The organism is Pseudoalteromonas sp. (assembly GCF_041613455.1).
Lineage (GTDB): Bacteria > Pseudomonadota > Gammaproteobacteria > Enterobacterales > Alteromonadaceae > Pseudoalteromonas.
Window position 1 is genome coordinate 45541 of record NZ_JBFJHD010000005.1, and the last position, 6174, is coordinate 51714.

Annotated in this window: 5 protein-coding genes; all 5 read left to right on the forward strand. The window is 44.4% G+C overall.

The features are described from left to right. Positions 1–119: 119 nt before the first annotated feature. From argC to argH, 5 genes are read left to right on the forward strand one after another with little or no spacing between them, the layout of a single operon-like run. Entirely contained in the window at positions 120–1130 is a 1011-nt protein-coding gene (gene argC / locus ABYB02_RS01230) for an N-acetyl-gamma-glutamyl-phosphate reductase (RefSeq protein WP_372760240.1), read from the forward strand. Then, positions 1130–1897 carry an acetylglutamate kinase gene (gene argB, locus ABYB02_RS01235; RefSeq protein WP_372760242.1) on the forward strand — a complete coding sequence of 256 codons (768 nt, stop codon included), beginning with the start codon at positions 1130–1132 and terminating at the stop codon, positions 1895–1897. The genes argC and argB overlap by 1 nt, the downstream gene beginning before the upstream one ends. A gap of 7 nt (positions 1898–1904) precedes the next feature. Continuing rightward, positions 1905–2837 (forward strand): ornithine carbamoyltransferase, encoded by a 933-nt coding sequence (locus tag ABYB02_RS01240; protein WP_372760244.1) that lies wholly within the window; start codon positions 1905–1907, stop codon positions 2835–2837. Beyond that, positions 2834–4036 carry an argininosuccinate synthase gene (locus tag ABYB02_RS01245; RefSeq protein WP_372760246.1) on the forward strand — a complete coding sequence of 401 codons (1203 nt, stop codon included), beginning with the start codon at positions 2834–2836 and terminating at the stop codon, positions 4034–4036. The genes ABYB02_RS01240 and ABYB02_RS01245 overlap by 4 nt, the downstream gene beginning before the upstream one ends. Positions 4037–4086: 50 nt before the next feature. Then, positions 4087–5952 carry an argininosuccinate lyase gene (argH, locus tag ABYB02_RS01250; protein WP_372760248.1) on the forward strand — a complete coding sequence of 622 codons (1866 nt, stop codon included), beginning with the start codon at positions 4087–4089 and terminating at the stop codon, positions 5950–5952. Positions 5953–6174: the final 222 nt, after the last annotated feature.

The window sequence follows — 6174 nt, forward strand, 5'->3', positions numbered from 1 at the left end:
CCATGAAAATACGACGATAATCAACATTCATTAACTAACAGCCTTATTTACTAGCAGTAAGCTAGTGTAAGCGAACCAAGTATAGAAGCAGTAACTAATTTTTAGATAACGAGTAAATAATGAATGTAGTGATTATTGGCGCCAGCGGCTATAGCGGCGCAGAGCTAGCAAGTTTAGTGGCTAAGCACCCTAAGCTTATTTTAACTGGCTGTTATGTATCGGCAGGTAGCTTAGATAAACATAAACTGCTTAGCGACTTATACCCCGAACATTTAGGGCTCCTCGATCAGCCTCTATTGCCGCTTAACGATGCCGCTTTTAACGACATTGAAAAATCAGCCGATTACATCTGCTTATGCACCGATCATAAAGTGAGTGTTGATTTAGCCCCGCAATTTTTAGCTATGGGTAAAAAGGTATTTGATTTGTCAGGCGGTTATCGCCTTGCCAGTAATGACGATTATGTGAACTATTATGGTTTTGAGCACCAGCACCCTGAATTATTACAGCAAGCGGCTTATGGGTTAGCCGAATGGAATAGCGAAGCCATTGCTAAGGCGCAGTTGGTCGCAGTGGCGGGCTGTTACCCGACTGCAGCGCTAAATGCACTTAAGCCCCTGCAACAAGCTGGGTTACTGAGCGAACAAAGCATTATTATTAATGCGGTATCGGGCGTGACAGGTGCGGGGCGTAAAGCCAGCATCGGGACTCATTTTTGTGAGGTATCGTTGGCGGCTTATGGTTTGTTTAATCACCGCCATGGCCCTGAAATAGAGCAGCACCTAGGGCACAGTGTACTATTTACCCCGCATTTAGGTAATTTTCCACGGGGTATTTTAGAAACTATTTACGTGCAGCTAAAACCCGGCGTTACCAGTGAACAAGTAACACACGCCTATCAAGTGTTGGCAGATGAACCGCTGATCCGCTTATTAGGCAATAAAATCCCATCCATTAAAGGGGTTGTAAAGCAACCTTATGTCGATATAGGTTGGCAGCAGCAAGGCAGCCAGCTAATTGTAATGGCCGCCATAGACAACTTATTAAAAGGCGCCGCAGGTCAAGCATTGCAGTGCATTAATTTATCGCTGGGATTAGCACCCACCACAGCCTTAAAAGGAACGCATTAATGAGTAAAAAAACCTGGGTTATTAAGCTTGGCGGTGCGGTGTTAAATAGCGAAAACGCCGCTAACGCATTATTTAATGTATTAAATGAACAACAAAATGCACAGTTTGTGATTGTGCACGGCGGTGGTGCGCTAGTGGATACTTGGCTCAAAGAAGCGGGTTTTGCGACTGCGAAGCACCAAGGTTTACGCATTAGTCCTGCTGAGCAAATGCCATACATAGTGGGTGCGCTTGCGGGCTGTGCCAATAAACAATTGTTGAGCCAAGCTATCAGTGCAGGTCACAAACCCGTGGGGCTTAGCCTCTATGAAGCAGGGGTTAGCGCTACGCAAAAATTAAAAGCGCTGTGTTTAGTTGGCGAATGCAGCAGTAACCAAGACTCGATAGTAAATGAATTGCTAGCACTGGGCCGGTTACCTATTGTCAGCTCGATTGGCTTTGACGAGCAAGGTACTTGGTACAATGTGAATGCCGATGAAGCGGCTGCAGCGATTGCGAATAACTTAAACGCAGAACTTATTTTTATGACAGATGTCGCAGCTGTGCTGGATGCAAACAAGCAGCCGTTACATCAATTAAACACACAACACATTGATAACTTAATAAATGAAGGAGTAATAGTGGGCGGGATGGAGGTCAAAGTTAAGACCAGTCTTCACGCTGCCCAACACTTACGACGTGGTGTGTATATTTCTAGCTGGCAAAAGCCAGAAAACTTAACAGCTTTGCTTGCAGGCGAGCATGTTGGCACTAAAATTACACCATAGGGTTATCATGATAGAACATTTTTTAACGGGTCTTGAGTTAGACCAGCAGGGCGCACTTAATTTACTTAAATTGGCGCAAGATATAAAAGCAAACCCACAAAAATATAACCAGGCACTGGCAGGAAAGTCAGTGGTGACGTTATTTGAAAAGCAAAGCTTACGTACTCGTTTATCGTTTGATATTGGTATAAACCGTTTAGGTGGTCATGCGGTGTATTTAGATCAGCAAAACGGCGCGATGGGTGCCCGTGAGTCAGTACAAGATTTCGCTTTGAATATTTCTACTTGGGCTGATGGCATTGTTGCCCGTGTTAACCAGCACAGCACCTTGACCACCTTAGCAGAATATTCATCGGTGCCTGTGGTGAATAGCTTGTGTGATTTATACCACCCTTGCCAAGCCTTAGCAGACTTTTTAACGCTACAAGAAGTGCATGGAGATGTGAGTGAATTAAAAGTGGCTTACTTAGGCGAAGGTAATAACGTTACTCATTCACTGATGTTACTTGCGGCTACTTTAGGTACTGATTTTGTAGCGGTGACTCCAAAGGGGAGCTCACCGGATTCGCAAATACTGAAAAAAGCAGAGCAAATAGCAGCCATGAACGGCGCTTCAGTGATGGTGAGCGATAGAGTAGAAGCGGCGGTGGGTGCAAACGTCGTCTACGCAGATACCTGGGTATCTATGGGAGACACTAGATCGCTTGCGCAAGTAAAAGAAAAATACATGCCTTATCAGTTAAATAAAGCATTATTAGAGCAAACAGGTGCTAGCACGGTATTACATTGCCAACCGGCTCACCGTGAATTTGAAATTACCTCAGAGGTAATGGACGGTCCAGCATCTAAAATTATTCAACAAGCAGAGAATCGCATGCATGCGCAAAATGCTCTGTTAGTTACATTATTAAATCCAAATTTTGTTAAGGAACACCTATGAGTTCAATTAAAAAAGTCGTTTTAGCCTATTCGGGTGGTCTTGATACGTCGGCTATCGTGCCATGGTTAAAAGAAAACTACGGTTGTGAAGTGGTGGCGTTTGTAGCCGATGTAGGCCAAGGTGCAGAAGAGCTTGAAGGCGTTGAAGCTAAAGCGATTGCATCAGGTGCATCTGAGTGTTACGTAGTTGACTTAAAAGACGAAATGGTCAGTGACTACATTTACCCAACGCTAAAAACGGGCTCTATTTACGAAGGCACATACTTATTAGGCACATCGATGGCGCGCCCAATTATTGCAAAAGCGCAGGTTGAAATTGCCCGTAAAGTTGGTGCAGATGCACTTTCGCATGGTTGTACCGGTAAAGGTAATGATCAAGTACGTTTTGAATCGTGCTTTGCGGCCCTTGCCCCAGATTTAAAAGTAATCGCACCTTGGCGTGAGTGGGACTTATCAAGCCGTGAATCATTGCTTGATTACTTAGCTGAGCGTGATATTCCATGCTCTGCGTCAGCGACTAAAATTTATAGCCGTGATGCCAACGCTTGGCACATATCGCACGAAGGTGGCGAGCTGGAAGATCCTTGGTGCCAACCAACAGAGCAAGTATGGACGTGGACTAACTCACCAGAGCAAGCACCAGACAAAGCCGAGCTGGTAACATTAAAAGTGGTTGCTGGTGAAGTGGTTGCGGTGAATGGCGAAGAGCTAAAACCTTACGATTGCTTAGTGAAACTAAACGATATTGCTGCGCCTCACGGTGTAGGCCGTGTTGATATTGTAGAAAACCGTTTAGTAGGGATGAAATCGCGCGGTTGTTACGAAACCCCAGGCGGTACGGTAATGATGGCGGCACTGCAGGCGATTGACGAGTTAGTACTCGATAAAGCAAGTCGTAAGTGGAAAGAAGTGCTGGGCGGCGAGTTTTCACACCTGGTTTATGATGGTCGCTGGTTTACTCCACTGAAAGACTCTATTTTAGCCGGTGCCGAGGCATTATCTACACTTGCAACCGGTGAAGTGGTGCTTAAGCTATACAAAGGCCAAGTGACTGCGGTACAAAAGCAATCACCAAATAGTTTATACAGTGAAGCGTTTGCCACCTTTGGTGAAGATGATGTGTACGACCAATCACATGCAGAAGGCTTTATTCGTTTATTCTCGCTTTCAAGCAGAATTTCAGCACTAACTAAAAAGTAATTTTTACGGCCCCTTGTAGCAAGGGGCCTTAGCGGGTTTGGAGAGATTTCATGGCATTATGGGGCGGTCGTTTTTCTACAGGGCCAGATGAGGCGTTTAAGCAATTTAACGACTCACTGCCTTTTGATTACCAGTTAGCAGAGCAAGACATTATTGGCTCAGTGGCGTGGGCTGGGGCACTTGAGCAAGTTAATGTACTTTCAAGTGACGAGCACAAAGCATTAGTTACAGCATTATATGAGCTACTTGAAGAGGTAAAAGCCAATCCACAAGCGGTTGCCACTTCGGGTGCTGAAGATATTCATTCACATGTTGAAGCTGCTTTAATAGAAAAAGTAGGTGATTTAGCTAAAAAATTACATACAGGCCGAAGCCGTAATGACCAAGTCGCTACCGATTTTAGGTTGTGGTGTCGTGATACTGCAGATCATATTTTAAAAGCCATTGCGCAATTAAAAGGTGAATTTGTAGCACTCGCAGAACGCGAGCTAGGGACAATTTTGCCAGGTTATACGCATCTACAACGTGCCCAGCCGGTATTATTTAGTCACTGGTGTATGGCGTATGTAGAAATGCTAGAGCGTGATGAAAGCCGCTTACAAGACGCCAAAGCACGGATGAATTTTTGCCCGTTAGGCAGCGGCGCATTAGCTGGCACCGCTTATCCCATTGATCGCCAAGCACTTGCTCAAGGCTTGGGTTTTACTGGCGCAACTAAAAATAGCTTAGATGGTGTGTCAGATCGTGACTTTGTGGTGGAATTATTGAGTTGTGCTTCAATTTCGATGATTCATCTATCACGTATGGCAGAAGATTTAATTTTTTATAACTCGGGTGAAGCGGGCTTTATTGAGCTTGCCGATAATGTGACTTCGGGCTCATCGCTGATGCCGCAGAAAAAGAACCCCGATGCACTTGAACTGATCCGTGGTAAAACAGGACGTGTATTCGGTGCGTTTAGCGCCATGATGATGACCTTAAAAGCGCTACCACTGGCCTACAATAAAGATATGCAAGAAGACAAAGAAGGCATATTTGACGCCATGCCAACCTGGCTTGCGTGTATTCATATGGCCCAAGCGTGTATTAAAGGAATTAAAGTAAAAGGCGATCGTACCCTTGCCGCAGCGAAAGGCGGCCATGCTAATGCGACTGAACTTGCCGATTATTTAGTGGCTAAAGGCGTTCCTTTTAGAGAGGGACATCATATTGTCGGTGTGCTGGTGCAGTTAGCCATTAGCGAAAATAAAACCCTCGAACAGTTGTCGCTGGAACAATATAAGTCGGTAAATGCAGTATTTGAACAAGATGTCTACCCTGTACTTGAAATTGACGCCTGTATTAAGGCACGTCAAGCACTTGGCGGCACATCGCTTGAGCAAGTAACGAGCGCTATAAAAGCGGCGAAAAAAAAACAGCAAATAACGGTTCGTGATGCCAATTTAGACGATGTGGAGTCAATAGCTAAGCTGGTGCAGCACTGGGCCACCGTTGGCGAAAACTTGCCACGTGCTAAAAGTGATATGGTGCATTCGATTAATGAATTTGCGGTCACAGAAATTAATGGCAAAGTGTCGGGCTGTGCTTCGTTGTATATTTACGATACCGGCTTAGCTGAAATCCGCTCTTTAGGCATAGACCCTCAAAGCGTGGTTTCAGGGCAAGGCAGACAATTAGTTGAACACTTGTTAGCAAAAGCCAAAAAATTGGCACTTAATAGAGTAATAGTTTTGACACGTGTGCCAGATTTTTTTGAAAAGCAGCGCTTTACGTTTTGTAGCAAAGACAGCTTACCAGAAAAAGTAATGAAAGATTGCGAGCTGTGTTTACGTAAAGAAAACTGTGACGAAGTGGCAATGGAATATATCTTAAAGCTAAACACTAAAGCGGAGATCCCGTGTAAAAACGTAGCTTAAGCCTCCCTGGATGCAAAAACGCACGATTATCCCGTGCGTTTTTTTATACCTAAAATAGATGCTTTCAGAGCTGTAAATTTTACTGTTTAATGTTTTTTGTATTATTATTTTAAAGTTGGCACAATGGCTGCATTGTTGTAAGTGTCTAAATGGCAATAAGGTTCAAGAGAACACCATTGCTTTAACGCGGTAATACATACCGCACTTATTAAGGTACACTGC

Coding starts and splice junctions, on each gene's coding strand:
- argB (WP_372760242.1), top strand. CDS start 1,130: ATGAGTAAAAAAACCTGGGTTATTAAGCTTGGCGGTGCGGTGTTAAAT.
- argH (WP_372760248.1), top strand. CDS start 4,087: ATGGCATTATGGGGCGGTCGTTTTTCTACAGGGCCAGATGAGGCGTTT.
- ABYB02_RS01245 (WP_372760246.1), top strand. CDS start 2,834: ATGAGTTCAATTAAAAAAGTCGTTTTAGCCTATTCGGGTGGTCTTGAT.
- ABYB02_RS01240 (WP_372760244.1), top strand. CDS start 1,905: ATGATAGAACATTTTTTAACGGGTCTTGAGTTAGACCAGCAGGGCGCA.
- argC (WP_372760240.1), top strand. CDS start 120: ATGAATGTAGTGATTATTGGCGCCAGCGGCTATAGCGGCGCAGAGCTA.